The organism is Cupriavidus sp. UME77 (assembly GCF_014170355.1).
GTDB lineage: Bacteria > Pseudomonadota > Gammaproteobacteria > Burkholderiales > Burkholderiaceae > Cupriavidus > Cupriavidus basilensis.
Map to the genome: position 1 here is coordinate 98,292 of NZ_LZZU01000065.1, position 17,434 is coordinate 115,725.

Here is a 17,434-nt window from a genome sequence, read left to right on the forward strand (position 1 = left end):
ATCAATCCCCCGAGCCTTCCTGCAAGCAACAGGCACCATCCCCACCTTCACACGCTCTCCCTCATCAAGCTCGCATAGCCCGCTCCAACACCGCGCGTGCCGCGTGCGCGGTCCGCCCGATCTCTGCCTCAGTCAAAGTCGGATGCACAAGGAACAACAAGCTGGTTTCGCCCAGTTCCTTGGCCACCGGCAATCGCTCGGCCGGTCGCCATCCCGTATCGTCAAACGCCTTCTCCAGATACACCTCGGAGCAGGACCCCGAATAGCATGGAACCCCAGCGGCATTGATCTCTGCCATGATTCTGTCCCGATCCCAGCCCGCAGCCAACGCGTCGGGCCGCACGAACGCATAGAACTTGTACCAGGCATGCTCCACGCCAACCGGCGGCAAAGGCACCCGCAGCGCCTTGCACGGCTTAAGCGCCTCAACCAGCGTCATCGCATTCATCGTGCGCCGTGCGGTCCAGTCCGCCATGCGCTTCAGTTGAATACGACCAATAGCCGCCTGGATCTCCAGCATGCGCCAGTTGGTGCCAAACGACTCATGCAACCAGCGGAAACCGGGCGGATGCTCCCGCTCGTAGACAGCTTCATAACTCTTGCCATGGTCCTTGTAGGCCCACATCCGCGCCCACAGATCACGGTCGTTGGTGGTAACCATCCCCCCCTCGCCGCCCGTGGTCATGATCTTGTCCTGGCAGAAAGACCAGGCCCCGATGTCACCGATGGAACCGACGGCCCGCCCTTTATAGACAGCCCCGTGCGCTTGGGCGCAATCCTCGATCACCGCAAGGCCATGCTCTTTGGCCAGTGCCATGATGGGATCCATGTCGCACGGCCAGCCCGAGAGGTGCACGCAGATGATGGCTTTGGTCCGCGGCGTCAACACTGCACGCACCGTGTCGGCAGTGATGTTCTGATCATCGCGATCGACATCGGCAAAGACCGGAGTTGCGCCGGCCAATACGATACTGGAGACTGAAGCCAGGAAGGTGCGAGAGGTGACAATCACTTCGTGGCCGGCGCCGATGTCCAGGGCCTTCAGGGCGACGTCGAGGGCAAGTGTGCCGTTTGCCAACGCCACGGCGTAGCTAGTGCCGACCCAAGCGGAGAACTCACGCTCAAATTCTCGACCTTCGGTACCGGTCCAGTAGTTCACTTTATTGGACAACAAAACCTGTTGCACGGCGACGGCTTCTTCGACGGTAAAGCTCGGCCACGGCGAAAGTCGTGTATTCAGCATTATAATTAAATAATTACGTACCTATTTTTCTAAAAATTAGCAATACAGCAATCCCAAGAAAGCTGCTGCCAGCGCTTCCAAAACTATCATCCACTTTGGAACAGCGATCCACGCCGCCCCCGCCTTTCTCAACTTACAAAATACCGCGACGACTTATTATCAAAAAATAATACACATCCCCATCAGCTTTCCGGCACCAAAATTTCACGATATATATTACCTGGCACACCCATTTTCACCGAATTGGCCTTCTGACTGATTCAAAAATATCCCTGACCGAATCAAAACTTTCACTTCTATCGCTCTTGTCCAAGCAATAAGTTACGATACCTTCTATCTTTCCATCCCGCGCAAAATCCGTCAATTCCTTAATTTTCCCAGCGATTTCCACTGGAGTCCCATCCCCAGCGTATCGCATTCTATACTCAGCAGCGTCTCCCGATGGCATCACGATCATCGGGAGACGAAATCGTCTTTTCCCGGCCACCTCCCTTTCGAATTTCACGGAAAAACCCCCAACGATATCCGAAGACCAAGCGGACCCCCCCCCTAAATCGGAATCTCTTAATTCTATGCCGGACGCATTCAATCCAGAAAATTTCACTATAAGCCCAAAATTCCCAACCCCCTTAATATCAAACACTCCAAAACTCAGCCTAGCCGTCCTTTTTCCACGCAAAGCCTTAGAAATATCAATCGTCACTACTCCGTCGTTATGGCTTGCAGCGTCCTCATCCCAAATAACCTCATCGTCCACCCGTACCTGAAGGCGATGGTACCCCACTGTTGAAGTCTCCAAATTAGTGCGGTAATGGAATCTCAGCTTGGCGTTCCGGTTATCAAGCACTTTAATCTTCTGACTTGCCAGTCCATGGTCACCCGGCCTCGACGACTTCTCGCCTGGAAACGTGATTTTCACGCCACTTGGCTGCAAAAATCGGTCCTCAAGAAACGTAAGGGCTCGTTCCAGCTCCGCGCGATCACGCGGATACGCTCCGATTACCCCATCAACAAATGGCGCGAGAAATTCCGTCGATTCCTCATCTATCTGATTAAAATACATTAACGGATAAAACCTTATCTTCGCATTAATGGCCTTACCCGCATCAACAACCCGACCAATATATTCCCTAGAAAATCTATCAAGCCGAACATTTCCCCAAAAATCATCAATTACATACCCATTGAGATTTGAAAATTCAATTGAGAGCTTAGCAATTTCCTCTGCCCAACGGACATAATCAAGACGGAACGGCTCCGAATAGGTAAATCGTTTATCCTGCACCGGCGTTTCCGAAGGAGGAACCAGATAAACCCATACATTTATACCGGCCATTTTTGCCTTAGGCAAGAACGCTTTTAGATCCTCCCAATCATTTTTGCTACGCCACACTAACCACATATAGGTATTCGCGTGGAGGTCAACCAAACGTTGCACAAGCCGATCGCTATCGACGTGATCTCCAATACGGGGCTCTGCAGAATAATCCCCAAGTGCAACGGATGGTGCCGCCAGCGCATACCCAGAATAGGATAATTCTATAAATAATGCGAAAAATATCAATCTGAAAGTACGCGTGGCGTGACGGCAAAATTTCGATCCTTTTGTGATCCAATAAAAAGCGATGATTTTATTCATGCCCTCTCCAGAATTCACTTTTTTTAAATTTCGGATCATATGATTGGTACCACATTGGAAGTCCCCTCAAAAAACTAAGCACAACCAATCGGTTGCTCAAACTAGAGCCTCAGTTTCGTGCCTCTCAGAGGCAGCTCCATCTACGTTCACCAGCCTGGCACAAAGATATGCTTCACGCCTCTGAGTCCCCATGCTTTGTCGCAGAGAGACTCCGTCGCAATCATCAGACCGATTTAACTCCGCACTTAGCTCTTATGAGCGGTCTAGCGGGCGAGCAGGGTTGCCCACTACCGTTGCCCCAGGAGGGACGCTACGGGTAACGACTGCGCCCATGCCTACTACGGCGCCCCGACCAATTACAAGCGGAGCGTCCGGCCTGCCCTGTTTGAGCACCGCTCCGGTTCCGATATATGCGTGATCCTCCACCAATACATTTCCATTGCACTTAACCCCCGGCGCAAACGTCACGTAGTCACCAATAACGCAATCATGAGCTACGTATGAATATATATTTGCGTGAAAGTGCTTACCTATGCGGATGCTGCTCGTGAGCGTCACGAAGGGGCATATGATCGACCCCGCCCCCAGGATGACGTCATCTAATATCGTCGCATTTTCCGCCAAAACATCGAAAAATCCTATGCCGTCTCGGCCGGCATTTTTCGCGAGCCGTTCTCGCACTTGGCTGGCAGCAATAGCGAAACTCAGCTGCTTCGTGCCGGCTGGCTCCTCAAGAAACTGCGCATAAGACAGCACCCGATGGCCGTTGCGTCGGGGCGAACTATCGCCGTCATCCACGAACACTATCTCGTACGGCCCTACTTCAGCAGCATTCAGCTGGGCCCGAGCTAATGGCATTACTTCCCGCCCAAAGCCACTAGATCCATAAATTCCAATCAACTTCATCGCTTACTCCCGTTGCTCACTCACTTCCTCACCCGCAAAGCGCGTCATTGTGGCCTCGCCGGCAGCGCTGATTCCGTCTCGCACCAACACCTTTCTGACCGTGAGAGCCAATATCTTCAGATCCAGCCAGAACGTGCGATGATCCACGTACCAACTATCCATGGCGAATTTCTGTTCCCAAGACAGGGCATTGCGGCCGTTGACCTGCGCCCAACCGGTAATGCCTGGACGTACAGCGTGGCGACGTGCCTGCTCCAAAGTGTAGAGAGGCAAATACTCCATGAGCAGCGGCCGTGGGCCAACCAGGCTCATATCACCCTTGATCACATTCCAAAGTTCGGGGAGCTCATCTAGACTGGTGGAACGTAAGAAATACCCAAAGGGCGTGAGACGCTCCGCGTCAGACAGCAACTGGCCATCCGCCCCGCGCTCGTCTGTCATGGTGCGGAACTTAACCATCTGGAACGCCCGCCCGTTTAAGCCTGGTCGAGTCTGGCGAAAGAACACCGGTGAACCCAGTTTCTTGCGTACCACCCAGATCAAACTCAGCAGCGGAAGGGCCAAGAGCAGCAACGCCAACGTGGCTAATATAAGATCAAATAAGCGTTTCATTCGTGATAATGAAGTGAATGGCGAACTGGGCTACAGCTTCCCGGGAAAATCGGTCGCGGTCTAAGCGGCAATGGAGCCCCTCTCATATGACAAGGAAGCACTGCATCATCGACTAACCCCGTCGGTCGCGATCCAAAAGACTTCGATAGAACAGAACCATTCGCTTCCAATGGTCCCGCTGTTCAAAGCGCCGCTGTATCCGCTCCCTCGCCCGGCGCCCCATCGCCAGCCGTTGGAAGGACGGCACTTCTATTGCCTCATGCATGGCACGCTCCAGAGCCTGCGCATCCCGCGGTGGTACCAGCCATCCATTAAAGCCCGGCTCAATTACTTCATTGCAGCCGTTGATGTCGGTAGCAATTACAGGAAGCTCCATGGCGCCGGCCTGTAGAACTACGTTTGGAAAACCCTCTCGATAGCTGGGTAGCACCAGCACGTCCGCCGCACGCAGTGCAGGGCGCACATCGCTCAGAAATCCAACCGAATGCACGCGCGGATGGGAGGCAATATCCGCCGACACATCCGCGCCGATTGGCGCCGTATTGTCACTCTCTCCCACCAGCAGCAAATGCGCGTTTGTGGACAAGTTAATGAATGCTCGCATCAACTCCACAAGTCCCTTGTCCCTATTCAGGCGACCGACAAAACAAAATATGAATGCGCCAGGCAAAATTCCAAGCCTGGATCTAAAGTCGGCGGCCGCCTCATACACACCAGGCGCATCGGAAGAAAAATAGTTTGAATCAACTCCGGCAATATTTCCATTACCGATTATTCTCAACCGCTTTCTTGTGATCTGAAACCGCTCCAAATCCTTCTTAACACCCACTCCCTCCGGAACAACATCTGTAGCACAGGCGCAGATCAGGCGATCCATCCAGATCAACAGTGCTCTCTTAAATCCAATTGAAGTCGGAAATATCAATCCTGTAAACGTGTGAACACGTATCGGCACGCGGCAAATCAGTGCCGCAAGCATAGTGACGAGCCCTGCCTTCGGCGTATAAGAGTGCACCAATAAAGGTCGTCTTTTACGCAGAACGATTATCATGGAAATCACAGAAATCAAATCATTTAGTATGCTTATACCACGCTTCATCGGTACCGTCGAAACTAGAACACCCTCCTCTTCGCTTATTCTATGACACAACTCACCTTCACTACTAACCAAAGACAGATCAAAATATTTACGCAGATAGGCTGGTTGCCGTCTAAGAATAGTCGCAAATGTCTCCGGCACTGTCGTCACCAGGATAATGCGACGTGACTGCTGGCTCGCTGACTCTGCGGCCACATACTCTTCATTAGGTTTTCCGCCCAATCCATTCATATTCGAAAATTTATCGCAACAATACTTCTATTTCTTTGCCAAAAAAATGCTCTTAATAACCCCAACAATCGCGGCCACAAAGAATTTCATTCCACGACCCAACAATGCCTCACGAAGCATAAACCCAGAAACTTCTGCGTAGCCCAACTTATTACCGCGCGCCTGATCACTGCAAATCCTATACCTAATAAGGGGTGCTGCTATATTTCTAAAAACAAAGGTCTCATCACGAGACGCACGCAGCCACAGATCGTAGTCCTCTGACATAAAACCACCCAAATAGCCACGCAAAGCTAGAGCAGATCTCACATTCATTGCGCAACTCGGATGAATCATCGGGCATTTTCTCCACAACCAGGATCGGATAGCGCTATTTTCCCGCGGAGGCCTGACATAGCCGATTTCCAAATTGTTCTCGTCCACCAAAATTGCATCACCACCGAGCACATCAGGATAATTCAGATCAGCCAACCATCTCTTTGTCAAATCAAGCCTCTCAGGCAGGCAGATATCATCGGCATCCATTCGCAACACATAACCGTCGCCAATTAAATTTAACCCAAAGTTCAAATTAAAAGATAATTGGCCAATCAGAGTTCTATGCAGGCGCAATCGAGGATCCTTATATTCAGACAAAAAATCCCACAAATCATCATCGCAATTATTAGCAATAATATAAAACAAGAAATCTTGACACGTCTGCTTAAGCACACTATCAATAGCGGCAGCCAAAAATGGCACCTTTCTATTTACGCACATCAAAAATGAGTATTTCTTCAATTGACAGCCTCAACTTAAACCAATCGTCATTTAAATTGATTGCAGCAACCAACCATGAAAGTCGCGCACCAATTTCCTTTTTTCAATATACTGACTGGCCATTTCCGCAATCTCATCCCGTCTCTTCGAAATCACCTGATCCCTAAACTTCAATATCTCATTAATATGTGGGCCTCCGATTTTATAAAACTCGCAACCGGAGGGAAAAACATCCCTATGCCCGGCATAAACTGGTAACCCTTGAGCTAGATATTCTCTCGTTTTCAGCGGACAGGCTTCTTTCATGTCCTTCCTATCTAAAGCAAATGAAGACAAGCCGACATCTGCCTTTGAAATCAAAGCGGTCAATTCCGCTTGAGAAACGTGCCCATGCAAAATAACTCTACGGTCATTAATTGCTTTGATCTTATCCTTTTCATCGATTTCACCAACGACGTGCAGTATAAAATCACTCGTTGATTCTGCAACACTATCCAAAATCAAATCCAGCCCGTGCCATAGGCTAAAATAACTTGCAACAAAAATAATCACCGGGACATTACAAAACCGATCGGCACTCGTGGGTCGAACGGAGAAATCCCTACAATTAACTCCGTTTGTATATCGATATGATAATTTTTCGGGAAAACTGCCCTTCCGTAGGCACGCATCGACAATCTCATCAGTAACGCCGACGATTCCCCTTGCCTTTTCGTAGCTCAGCGCTCCAAAAAATTTCTCGGAAAGAATTCGAACCGGCCCACCAAATCCGCCCACCGCGCGTAACTCTGGAATCTCCAGCGTATGGTGAATCAAAAATACAGGTTTGTCGCAATTTCTAATGAAGAAAAATTGAAACGGATCAGAGGTGCTATATCGCAACAAAATAGCATCATAGTTATCCGATTTCTCCCTCAACCAGGCATAATATTCTCGCCGAAAATTTATATAATCCAAGACACGACGAAAGTAGGATCTATCATTATCCTTCGAGACGGATTTCGAGAATTCAAATAACCCCGGATCCGCAAAATCATTCTTCGGACAAAAAATTTTCACATCCCAACTCAAACCATAGTCAATAGCGGCTGCCCGCTCCCATCTCATTTGGTTAACTATTCCTGAAACAGGACCGAGCATCAGAGCGGAATGCAGTATTTTCATTTACGAAAAAATGTATCTATCTATATTCTGTTCTAAAAAATAGAAAAACAGACTTGAGACAATCAAATTTTTACTACTCGCAATCAATAAACCAGGCCGCGGCAATTCGTCCGAGCGAAATTAAATAATCAAACGTACGACCTCACCCTCACTTCTTTCGCCACTAGAATGAATAACATGGGGGCAATCATCCCCCCTGCGCCCAAATACTCCGTAAACGATCCAGAATTAAGAATAAGAAGCGATGGAACACTTAGCGCCAAAGCGAAACTCTTTATCTCATAGGATTTTTTATAAAGAAAATTATCAACTAGGAGAAGACTTAGGCACAGTGAAATTGAGACTATAGCCACGCCAAGATACCCAAAACCGCTCCAAGCCACAGCAATGAATGACGCATTTGCTGTAAATTGATTTCCCGTAGCGGCCACAGCCACGTCATAAATTGAAACACCCGACACTCCTGGCGGATAAAATATTCTTATAACAAAAGATTCCATCAATCCGCGATAAGGAAAAATATCGGGGAATACATAAAAGTAGTTTGCCTCCGTTGCGGTCGGAACCATAAAAACACGAGCCACAGTAGAGAATATGGATTGATAGAAATCCATATTAAACACAAGAACATATAATATAACCGCCAGAAGAAAGAGAAATATTCCGCCAAATATAATTACACCAGAATAGCTCTTAGCCCCTCTCTCAGCCCCACCTCTTTTATGAATTACCCTGCAGATATGCAAAAGAAAATATGCCAAAAACACCTGAATTATTGGAGATTTCTGTCTTGTCTGAAATGCATACACAAATGAAAGAAGAAAGAAAACAGATAGGACAGTAAAATACGGTATTTTCTTTGATAAGATATTGTTATTTTGAACTCCTGATATCAACCCCGCAAATAGAACGGGCAATATAATGTAGGCGGCTACAGACGCCATGTAGGCACCCTGCCCATAAAGATTATCCTTCGCAACGGTCCGAGCAGCGACAGCATCCTCAGCTGAGAAATACATCAGATTTGTACCGAGCAGTGTTTCCAATCCAGGGCCAAAAATGAAGTATCTCGTATAGGCAAAAAGAAACACTCCTGCCAGAGTTACCTTCCAAAAGAATGAATTGGCTAGCGAAATCTTCTTCAAATCCAATGAAAATCTCTTTTTTTGCAAAGCAATAGCACAGCCGAGAACCGCAAAAAATATCCAATGCGAAACCGCCTGGTGGAAATAGAGCACATCCAACCTTCTATACACCACCATTCCACTATCGTCGCCGAATGGAAGAGCCGCGCCATAGTCGATATAGTGAGAAAATATCAACCCAACGCTTGAAATCAAAAAGAATATTAAAGCACCTAATGAGAGCACCTTGATACCCCGCGTCTTTATTGACTTTCTTATTGCAATAAAAACAACTATGCAAACCAGAAAATGTAAAAACGATATCAGATAGAATTCCATAGAGATCCAACAACCCCGGCCGTGTTCAAAAACAACGCAGAACGGTGGCGATCACTATCGCCTCTTTTACCCCCCCCTCTGAAAACATTCAGCATCATTTTCTCTAACCCAACCAAGGTCGACGATGCCTCGAAGCTATGGTCGGATGGCCTTCTTTCTTGATAAATTTACTCAACCGGCTACTTCATCGAGATCCACTGCAACTGCCTTTGACAATTGTCCGCTATGCTAAATGCCAGACAATAATATGTCACATTACCCCCCAAACAACCATACGCATTAATATCGCCAGCAATGTCCAACCCGCCACAACTATCGCTCCACTTCTTAATTCCACCAGTAGGTCTTCTACTCTTATTTGAGCTGTTAAAATTACGACCCAGAGATAAAACAGATAAAAAATAAAACTGGTTATCGCATATGATTCGAAAATCCAGAGTTGCGCAAGGCAGACTGCCGCGGAGACTGCGCCGACACGCAATACAAGTCCTAGCACTTGCAGCACAAGTGCCGCCCGTTGGCTCTGTGTGACATGCAACGTCATAGATACAGGTGAAGCAAGAAATTGCATGACGAACCAGGGCGTCATCCAATAGAGCATTTCCCCGGCGCGCCGCCATTGAGGCCCAAAAATTAAGGGAAACATTACCGGGGCCATAATACCCGCAAATATTAATGGGCCAACTCCAGTTTTAAGCAATCCGCCCATAGTCCTGGCTGTAAACCTCCCCAAATTACCGATTCGAAGTTCCTCAGGCGCATGGGATAAATATACTTGCGAGACGGCGCCTCCTATTAATGTCATCGGCGACAACATTACCCTGCTAGCCAACAGAAGGAAGCCAGCTTCCGCACCCACTGCATACGCAGAGATTATAATTATTGGTATTTGAATACCTGCACTGTTGGCCAAAGACTCTAGAGTCGAATATTTTGGAAAACGACTGTATTCGAAGAATACGCTGCGCATCCTAGAGCGACTTATCGAGCTTAGCGCGGTACGATCACTTAGCGCATCGCGGACCAGCCCAAAAATTCCCGCGCCGCTATTGATCATCTGGCCAAGCACTAACCCCAGTGGCGCCATGCCGGCAAAACCTAAGGCAACTTGTGTACTGGCACCGCCAATGCCTTGCGTCATTCGCGTTTTGGCAATAACGGAAAATCTCTTTTTCCGAGTAGACCAAAACTGCAGTGCTGTATACGAACTACTCAACCATATGCCCAATGGCAATAGCCATAGGTACGGCCGCAGCCCGCCGCCCTTGGCTAGCAAATTGGCGAACTGCTCCGGAAGGAGTGCTACTAATAGGGCGGATACTCCTGCTACGCCAGCTGAACAACATAGCGCCAGAGCCAGCAAATTCGCCGCATCATCGTCGCGTAGAGGCAGTGGTATAGCAATCTCCAAGCGCAGGCATGCGGCGACCGACACAACGCCAAGGATCGAGGCGTACACAGCCAACACACTGAAATCAGCAGGTGCATAAAGCCGCGTCAATAGAGGTAGCACTAGCACCATTAATGCTTGCGAAAAGGCCGCACCACCGACCAGTACACCGACAGACTTTACGAATCCCTTCCGAAACGGAGCTTCGAATTTTCGACGCACTTTCTGCATGATTTGACGCACGGCGCCAATTCGTTTCAGCATGCCGCCAGAGCTTCTGCAATCTGCGCTTGCAGTATTTCTGTGAGGTACGGGTGCATTGGCAGACTAAGAACCTCCAACGCCACGCCATCTCCCTCTGGCAATTGCATGTGGGTAGCTGCCACGGCAGGCTGCTGGTTCAGCGGGATTGGGTAATGTACAACAGTTGGAATTCCGGCGATCCTCAGTTTACTTTGCACCTTTTCACGTGCCGGTACTCTGACAGTGTACTGCGCATAGACACTAAGACTGTACGGCTCCACATATGGCGTCGTAGTAATGCCCGCCTCCCTAAGGTGCACGTTATAGCGTTTTGCGACTGTTTGACGCCGCTCAATTTCGTCGTCAAAGATGGTGAGTTTGGACAACAGAATAGCGGCTTGCAGAGTATCCAGTCGACTGTTCACTCCGACGCGCACATGGTGGTAGCGGCGATCCTGACCGTGGCGGGAAATCTGGCGGATTACTTTGGCTAGCTCGTCATCGTTGGTGAAGATGGCGCCACCGTCACCATAGCAGCCCAGTGGCTTGCTTGGAAAGAAACTTGTACAAGCGATAGTTGAAAGATTGCAACTCTTTCGGCCCTTATAGAGAGCGCCAAAGCTCTGTGCCGCATCCTCGATTACGGGAATTCCATGCTTTGCAGCGATTGCATTGATGAGGTCAAAATCGGCACACTGCCCGTACAAACTAACTGGGATTATAGCCTTGGTGCGGGGGGTAATGGCCTCCTCCAAGAGAGCCGGATCGAGATTGTATGTTCGAGAATCAATATCCACATATACTGGCGTGGCGCCCAATAGTGCAACGGTCTCGGCAGTGGCAATATAAGAGAAGCCTGGAGTGATGACTTCGTCGCCAGGACCAATTCCAAGCGCCATCTGCGCTATCTGCAGCGCATCCGTACCGTTAGCGCAGGTGATGCAATATTTAGCGCCGGTATAGGCTGCGAGCTTCTCCTCCAGCTCTGCCACTTCGGGGCCGAGGATGTATCGCCCATGCCCCAGCACGCGCTGGATCGCTGCATCGATCTGGCTCTTGATACGCTCTTGCTGAGCGTTGAGGTCAATAAAATCAATCATGGCTTGGGAAGCTCCATCTTGGTCACAGCATGACCGTTAAGCACATACCGTTCGCCGGTGTGCCGGCAGATATCCTCCGCCTGCCCCTGCAAGGGCAAGGAAAGTTGTTCGCCAAATTCACTCATCCAGCCAATCTGTCTCGCTGGCACACCGACCACCAATGCGTAATCTGGCACATTCTTATTAATCACGGCACCGGCACCTACAAAGGCGAATGCTCCGATAGTTACACCGCACACGATAGTGCAATTGGCACCCAAGGAAGCGCCTCTTCCTACCCTAGTATTACGGTATTCACTCTTCCGTTCTACCAACGAGCGAGGGTTATAGACGTTGGTGAATACCATACTTGGTCCGCAGAACACCCCATCTTCCAAAGTGACGTTATCGTAGACCGACACGTTGTTCTGGATCTTGACGTTGTTACCAATGACAACACGGTTTCCCACGAAGACATTCTGTCCTAGCGAACACCCTTTACCGATACGTGCACCGCCGCAGACATGAACAAAGTGCCAGATTCGTGAGCCCTCGCCGATCTGGGCACCTTCGTCCACGATTGCGGATGGATGGACCTGGTAGCTCATATTCACCTCAGCGGACAAAACCGTTCAGGAAGGGATGCCCCTCGTCGTTATGGGGCGGCACAATCCTAGCTGAACGAATGGTATTGACCGTTTCCACACAATGGCGCGCGTCCTCCAGGCCGTAGCCGCGGCCCGCCAGAATCTCCTTGTAGCTCACGGTATGGAGATCGGTGAAGCCTTCAGAGAACTCGATCTCCTGGCCATCGACCGTGATGGAGCGGTATGTGGACTTCTTCCCTTTCACGCTTTCCGGTAGGTCACTAGCATCGATGGACAAGAACCAGCGCACACGCGCCTTCTCGTACTCAAGATAGCCGGCTGCCTTGCTCTCGCCATTGTGGTGCACTACATTGCGCTGCAACTTGCCGAAGATGAAATGCAGCATGTCGTAGAAGTGGACACCGATGTTAGTTGCCAAACCGAAAGATTTGCGCTGGTCGCCCTTCCAGCTCTCCATGTACCACTTTCCACGCGAGGTAATGTAGGTGAGCTCAACGTCGTGTTTGCGGGCGGTACCTTCGGCGGCGACCTTCTCCTTCAAATTCAGGATGGCTTGGTGATGGCGCAGCTGCAGGATATTGAAGACGCGTTTTCCCGTTTCTCGTTCCACTTGGGCTAGTTCATCCAGCAGTTCCGGCGTTGGGACCAGAGGCTTTTCGCAGATCACATCGCAACCAAGGCGCAGGCCCGCCGAGATGTGCGGCTGATGTAGATAATTGGGCGAACAGATCGCAACATAGTCCAACGACGTAGTGGGCTGGCGATTGAGTCGCCAGGCATGGTCGTAAAAGCGCTCGAATTCGGTGAAGAACTCGCTTTGGGGTGAAATGCTATCGATGATGCCAACAGAGTCGTTGATGTCATAGGCAGAGACGAGTTCGTTGCTCGTGTCTTTGATCGCCCGCATATGGCGCGGCGCGATGTAACCGGCGGCGCCAATCAGTGCAAATCGTTTCAATTTAGTTCTCCCGCCAATCAAGCTTTGACGATATGGGATTCGGGGGCGCGGTACTTGCCACGACTATCAATCAGCAGCGCCGCATGCTGGTTTATCAGCGGGTAATCGAAGCTATCATGGTCTGTTGCGAGTACCACAGCATCGAAGCAAGCAATAGATTCGGCGGTAAGCGGCACGCTGGACAAATCGAAGTGGTGCTCCCGCATTTTTGGGAAAACCGGCACGTGCGGATCGCTGTAGGCGACCGTTGCCCCCTTGGCCTCAATGAGTTCCATGATCTCCACCGACGGTGACTCGCGCATGTCGTCTACGTTCTTCTTGTAGGCAATGCCCAGCACCAGTACCTTGCAGCCATTCAGCGCTTTGCCTCGGACGTTCAGTCCGTCGATTAGTTTGCCGACGACATACTCCGGCATGGCCTTATTGACCTCGCCGGATAGTTCAATGAAGCGCGTGTGTAACCCGTACTCGCGCGCCTTCCACGTCAGATAGAAGGGATCGATGGGAATGCAGTGCCCACCCAAGCCCGGACCCGGGTAATAGGCCGTGAAGCCGAAAGGCTTAGTAGCAGCGGCATCCACTACCTCAAAGATGTCAATGCCCATGCGGTCCGCGACAACTTTCATTTCGTTGACGAGGCCGATGTTCACCGCGCGATGAATGTTCTCCAGGAGCTTGGTCATCTCCGCCGCCTTGGTGGAACTGACCGCTACCACCCGATCGATCGCGGGTGCATACAGTGCTAAGCCGACGTCTAGGCAAATTTGTGTATGACCGCCCACGACCTTGGGAATAGTCCGGGTCTCGAAGTTCGGATTGCCCGGGTCTTCCCGTTCGGGCGAATAGACCAGATAGATGTTCTTTCCAACTTCCAACCCGCTCTCCTCCACCCGCGGCAGCAACACCTCTTCGGTGGTGCCGGGATAGGTAGTGCTCTCGAGCGAGACCACCTGCCCTTCACGTAGGTATGGCTTGATAGCGTCGGTGGTGTTCACCACGAAGCTCATATCGGGCTCGCGGTATTTATTGAGAGGAGTTGGAACGCAGAGAATCAGCGCGTCGCATTCGCGGGCACGCTCAAAGTCTGCAGTGGCCTCGAATCCACTCTCACGCGCCCTGGCGATACTGACGGCGGGGATATGCTCAATATAGCTATGGCCGACGTTAAGTTTCTCAACCTTTTCTTGATCAATGTCGATACCGAGCACGCGGAATCCAATAGCGTTATAACGCAGCATCAGCGGTAGACCGACATAGCCGAGTCCCACGATACCAATTATGGATTCCTTGCGCTTTAGCCGATCGATAAGGTTGGCTGCAATGGCATTAGACATAATTTTACACATGAGTTATCTTTGGTTAACCGAACCTGCAAGTCCTGTCGGAGGCGAGGCCATGTACGTGTGAGAAGGTTAAATAGTTGTTCCTTCTTCGTGGTTATCTACATGACTAGATGCAGATAGCTGGCCGAACGTGGACGCTGTCGCGCAGGTTTTCGCACACGAGAAATAATAAATATTTCCGTCATATTTTTTCCGTCATATTGAAACGCGAGACATAGATTCGCGACATTGCCAAGGAGATCTAGATAATCCCTATGTACTCGTTCGTCCTGCGCCACCCACGGATTAGTCGAAGCAATTTCAATCGACTAATCCAAGAAAAATGTACTTCACTACATTAATCCGCTCTGCGATTTCGAATATTTCGTATGGACCCAGCTTTGATAGATCCACTGTAGCCTAGCGTGGCCCACCCACTCGCGCGGATCACGTCCGCGCTAGTAGATCTAACTCTTCACCGGGTCGTGCTCGCTCGCATATCCGTAGTACGCATAGCGATAACGCCCGTACTTCGATCCATATCCATATCGATAGGCGCTGGCATCCAACCCGTTGAAAACCACCCCGTTCACTTCGGCGTTGGATTGGCGGAGCTGCTTAGCCGACTCCGTGACTTCGCCAATAGTTGTCTTTTCAAAGCGCGTGACAAGAAACACCGTGCCGCAGCGTGCCGCCAAGATTGCTGTGTCTGATACGGCGAGTACAGGTGGGGTGTCAATCAGCACTAAATCATATTGGCCGCTCACCTCTTTCAGCATCGCCACCATGCGTTCGTTCAGCAACAGTTCCGCAGGATTTGGCGGCAATACGCCAGTGCTGAGAAAATCGAGGTTGCCGAAAACGTTGCGATGGACGGCTTCGTTGAACGCGATCCTGCCTACCAGCACATCGGACAGGCCACCCTGCCGTTCCTTGCCAAAATAGTTGTTGAGATAGCCTTTGCGCATATCTGCATCTACGAGCAGCACGCGCTTTCCACCGGTAGACATAACCAACGCCAAATTGGCGGAGACGAAGGATTTCCCAACGCCTGGCGTAGGTCCAGTTAGCAGCACGCGGTTGTTGTCTGCATCCAGCATGGCAAACTGCAACGCGGTGCGCAGGCTACGCAGGCTTTCGATGGATGGGTCGTTAGGATAGCGATCTGCCAAGAGGAACGTGCCGAGCTTGCGCAGGCGGATCTCTTCACTGAGTACTGCTTGCTGCGTCGACAGTGGTACCGTTGCATAGACGTTCAGGCCACTATGCCGTTCGATATCTTGGGGGTCGGTAATACCACCATAGAGTGCGTTGCGCACAAAGGCTGCAATCACCCCCAGCAACAGGCCGAGGATGGCAGCGAGCGCGATAGTGAGACCCTTCTTGGGCTTGACCGGCTCCTCGGGAACGGGTGCATTGTCCAGCAGACGGACGTTGCCGACCTTCCCTGCCTTTACCAGCTTGAGTTGCTGCATATTGTTGAGCAGCCCCACGTAGAGGTCATTGTTGACCTGTACATCGCGCATGAGACGAAGCGTATCCTGCTCCACGCTCGGGAACGTCTTCATGCGAAGGGCCATGCCTCCTACTTTCGAGCCTAGCGTGGCAATCTGCTGATCCAGTGCTTGAATGCTCGGGTGGGTCGCGGTGAAGCGTGTCAAGAGTTCGGTACGCTTCTGCTTTAGCTCTAGCAAGCTTCCTTCAGCGGCTACGCTCTCTTGCAGAAAAGCCTTGCCTTCCTCGCTCAGATTGAACGTGTTGCGCTTGTTGCGCATCTCGTTATATCTGACTTCGGCGCGCTCAAGTTCCGACTTCAACTGCGGCAGCAGGTCTCCGAGGAAGACGAGGGATTTCTCCGCTTCTGCGGCCTTGCGCTTAATGTTCTGCGCGACGTATTCATCGCCGATCTCGTTCAGGATGCTCGCAGTGAGGCTGGGGTCGGTGCCCTCCAGGGAGGCGCCGATAACGCCGCTTTGTTTGCCTTTCTCGGCTATCTTGAGCTGGTCTTGCAGTTTCTCGAGTGTTTGGAGTCGCGAATTACGTATCAAGTTAAAGACGATGCCCGGTTTGGCTTTGAGATCAGTCACCAGAAGAGCAAAACGCCCTACGTTTTGATCCGCCTGCAGCAGTTCGCCTACGCTGCCTTCTATCGGCTTGTCGAGGCTGCTGTGTTCGAGCCGGTAACGACCACCACCCAGAGCCACTAGCTTGAATTTCTCACCTTCAAGGTCTTCGGGCACATCGAACTGTTCGACGCTGATCGACTCCTTGGCCCAGGCATATCCACCGAAACCCAGCAAACCTGGCTCGGATAGACCTTTCCCGCGACTAGCAATCCACGCGCCGACAAACGGCAAGTAGTTCGCCTTGGCAGAGAGATAGAGATGCAAGTTATCTACTGCCTTCCCCACAACCATCCGAGAACGAAGGATCTCGATCTCAGCGGTCGCCTCCGCCTTCACATCAAACAGACTGGACACATCCCCCAACAGGCTCTTCGCGCTGTTGGGGTTGTCTTCCACCTGCACAAGGATGTCAGCTTGGTAGACCGGTCTCGCCAGGAAAGCATAAGCAACACCGAGCGCCAACACCACAGCGGCAATCGTCACAATCAGCCACCGGCTAGCGATCAATATGTCCAGATATCGAACGAGATCGATTTCGTCTTCGGGCGGTCCGGTTACAGCAACTGGAGGAGGATTCTGGTTCATAAGCTCT

14 protein-coding genes are annotated in these 17,434 nt (G+C 50.7%); all 14 read right to left on the minus strand.

Going from position 1 to position 17,434, the window contains the following annotated elements:
* Positions 1–64: 64 nt before the first annotated feature.
* The 14 genes from A9975_RS26525 to A9975_RS26590 all read right to left on the minus strand — a co-directional run bounded on the left by A9975_RS26525 (position 65) and on the right by A9975_RS26590 (position 17,427).
* Positions 65–1,243: a DegT/DnrJ/EryC1/StrS aminotransferase family protein gene (locus A9975_RS26525; RefSeq protein ID WP_183035342.1), complete on the minus strand. Its 1,179-nt coding sequence runs from the start codon at positions 1,241–1,243 to the stop codon at positions 65–67.
* A 235-nt stretch (positions 1,244–1,478) separates the two neighbouring features.
* A complete protein-coding gene (locus tag A9975_RS26530; RefSeq protein WP_183035343.1) occupies positions 1,479–2,882 on the minus strand; it encodes a hypothetical protein in 1,404 nt (467 codons plus the stop codon).
* A 252-nt stretch (positions 2,883–3,134) separates the two neighbouring features.
* Positions 3,135–3,788: an acetyltransferase gene (locus A9975_RS26535; RefSeq protein WP_183035344.1), complete on the minus strand. Its 654-nt coding sequence runs from the start codon at positions 3,786–3,788 to the stop codon at positions 3,135–3,137.
* A gap of 3 nt (positions 3,789–3,791) precedes the next feature.
* Positions 3,792–4,400, minus strand: a complete 609-nt coding sequence (locus tag A9975_RS26540; protein WP_183035345.1) for a sugar transferase — start codon at positions 4,398–4,400, stop codon at positions 3,792–3,794.
* A gap of 112 nt (positions 4,401–4,512) precedes the next feature.
* A complete protein-coding gene (locus A9975_RS26545; RefSeq protein WP_183035346.1) occupies positions 4,513–5,730 on the minus strand; it encodes a glycosyltransferase family 4 protein in 1,218 nt (405 codons plus the stop codon).
* Between the two features lie 27 nt (positions 5,731–5,757).
* The gene (locus A9975_RS26550) at positions 5,758–6,510 is read right to left on the minus strand and encodes a glycosyltransferase (protein ID WP_183035347.1); all 753 of its coding nucleotides are present in this window, start codon (positions 6,508–6,510) and stop codon (positions 5,758–5,760) included.
* Between the two features lie 30 nt (positions 6,511–6,540).
* Positions 6,541–7,653, minus strand: coding sequence for a glycosyltransferase (locus tag A9975_RS26555; RefSeq protein ID WP_183035348.1), 1,113 nt, complete (start codon positions 7,651–7,653; stop codon positions 6,541–6,543).
* 128 nt (positions 7,654–7,781) lie between these two features.
* Positions 7,782–9,116, minus strand: coding sequence for a hypothetical protein (locus A9975_RS26560; protein WP_183035349.1), 1,335 nt, complete (start codon positions 9,114–9,116; stop codon positions 7,782–7,784).
* Between the two features lie 250 nt (positions 9,117–9,366).
* Positions 9,367–10,770: a lipopolysaccharide biosynthesis protein gene (locus tag A9975_RS26565; RefSeq protein WP_183035350.1), complete on the minus strand. Its 1,404-nt coding sequence runs from the start codon at positions 10,768–10,770 to the stop codon at positions 9,367–9,369.
* The gene (locus A9975_RS26570) at positions 10,764–11,849 is read right to left on the minus strand and encodes a DegT/DnrJ/EryC1/StrS aminotransferase family protein (protein WP_220810902.1); all 1,086 of its coding nucleotides are present in this window, start codon (positions 11,847–11,849) and stop codon (positions 10,764–10,766) included. The genes A9975_RS26565 and A9975_RS26570 overlap by 7 nt, the downstream gene beginning before the upstream one ends.
* A complete protein-coding gene (locus tag A9975_RS26575) occupies positions 11,846–12,436 on the minus strand; it encodes an acyltransferase (protein ID WP_183035351.1) in 591 nt (196 codons plus the stop codon). The genes A9975_RS26570 and A9975_RS26575 overlap by 4 nt, the downstream gene beginning before the upstream one ends.
* A gap of 7 nt (positions 12,437–12,443) precedes the next feature.
* A complete protein-coding gene (gene wbpB / locus A9975_RS26580; protein WP_183035352.1) occupies positions 12,444–13,394 on the minus strand; it encodes a UDP-N-acetyl-2-amino-2-deoxy-D-glucuronate oxidase in 951 nt (316 codons plus the stop codon).
* Positions 13,395–13,411: 17 nt separating this feature from the next.
* On the minus strand, positions 13,412–14,728 hold the full coding sequence (wbpA, locus tag A9975_RS26585) for a UDP-N-acetyl-D-glucosamine 6-dehydrogenase (RefSeq protein WP_183035353.1): 1,317 nt from the start codon (positions 14,726–14,728) through the stop codon (positions 13,412–13,414).
* Between the two features lie 455 nt (positions 14,729–15,183).
* Positions 15,184–17,427, minus strand: coding sequence for a polysaccharide biosynthesis tyrosine autokinase (locus tag A9975_RS26590; RefSeq protein WP_183035354.1), 2,244 nt, complete (start codon positions 17,425–17,427; stop codon positions 15,184–15,186).
* Between the last annotated feature and the right edge of the window lie 7 nt (positions 17,428–17,434).